This is a genomic window from Mesorhizobium caraganae (assembly GCF_016836705.1).
Lineage (GTDB): Bacteria > Pseudomonadota > Alphaproteobacteria > Rhizobiales > Rhizobiaceae > Mesorhizobium > Mesorhizobium caraganae.
Genome location: NZ_JAFCGY010000092.1, coordinates 1 through 1,162, shown reverse-complemented (window position 1 = coordinate 1,162; position 1,162 = coordinate 1). Strand labels below are relative to the sequence as shown.

Sequence of the window (1,162 nt, the reverse complement as noted above, 5' to 3'; positions counted from 1 at the left end):
GGTGACGTCACGGATCTGGTTTACGTCAGCGCAGAAGGCCGAGCTTTGGGAGCGATGGAAGCAAGGTCAGAGCATTTCGTCGATCTCGCGGGCACTGGATCGCCGGAACAAGACCGGCGTTCAGCGGATCGTATCCTTACACGGCGGCATTGCTCCGTCAGCAAGGCGTAGAGCGGCCTCGGCGCTCGGGCTGGCGGAGCGCGAAGAGATCTCTCGCGGGATCGCGGCGGGTCTCGCAATACGCGCTATTGCACGAAGTCTCGGGCGATCTCCATCGACAATATGTCGCGAGATCTCGCGCAATGGCGGTGCACAAACGTATCGTGCAACCCGGGCTGACAAGCATGCTTGGGAGCGAGCGCTGCGCCCGAAGCAGTGTCGCCTGGCATGCTCTGGACGGCTACGATGGCGGGTGGCGCAAAAGCTGGCGCTGCAATGGTCGCCGGAGCAGATAGCGGGCTGGTTGAGGCGAGAGTACCCGGGCGATCCAAGCATGCGGATATCTCATGAAGCGATCTATCGCAGTCTATTCATCCAGTCGCGAGGGGTGCTCAAGAAGGAACTGACAGCGCACCTGCGTACCAAACGACAGATGCGCCTCGCCAAAGGCGCACAGAGCCGGACGGGGCAAGGACAAATACTCGATATGATCTCCATCCGCGACCGCCCCGCCGAGGCGGAGGATCGTGCCATCCCAGGTCATTGGGAGGGTGATCTGCTCACCGGTGCTAACGACACGAACATCGCCACCCTCGTCGAGCGACACAGCCGGTTCACTATGCTTGTGAAGTTGGCGAGAAAGGACTCGGCGACCGTCGTGAGGGCCATCGCCGAGAAGATCGGCACATTGCCCGAAGAGTTGCGGCGCTCGTTGACATGGGACCAGGGCAAGGAGATGGCTCGTCACAAGAGCTTCACCGTTGCCACCGACCTACAGGTCTACTTCTGCGATCCGCGCAGTCCCTGGCAGCGCGGCAGCAACGAAAATACCAACGGTCTGCTCAGGCAGTACTTCCCCAGAGCAACCAACTTCTCCCACGTCTCGCAGGACCAACTCAACGCCGTCGCCCTGCGGCTCAATCAGCGCCCCCGAAAAATCCTGGACTTCGAAACGCCGGTCGATAGGCTACAGAAGGTGTTGCAATTACCTATTGAACTCACC

At 60.6% G+C, this 1,162-nt stretch carries 1 protein-coding gene; it reads left to right on the top strand.

The window, feature by feature from the left end; translation table 11 throughout:
- Position 1 precedes the first annotated feature (1 nt).
- Positions 2-1,162 (top strand): IS30 family transposase (locus JQK88_RS35410; RefSeq protein ID WP_203281218.1); only part of this gene is annotated, 1,161 nt, incomplete at its 3' end.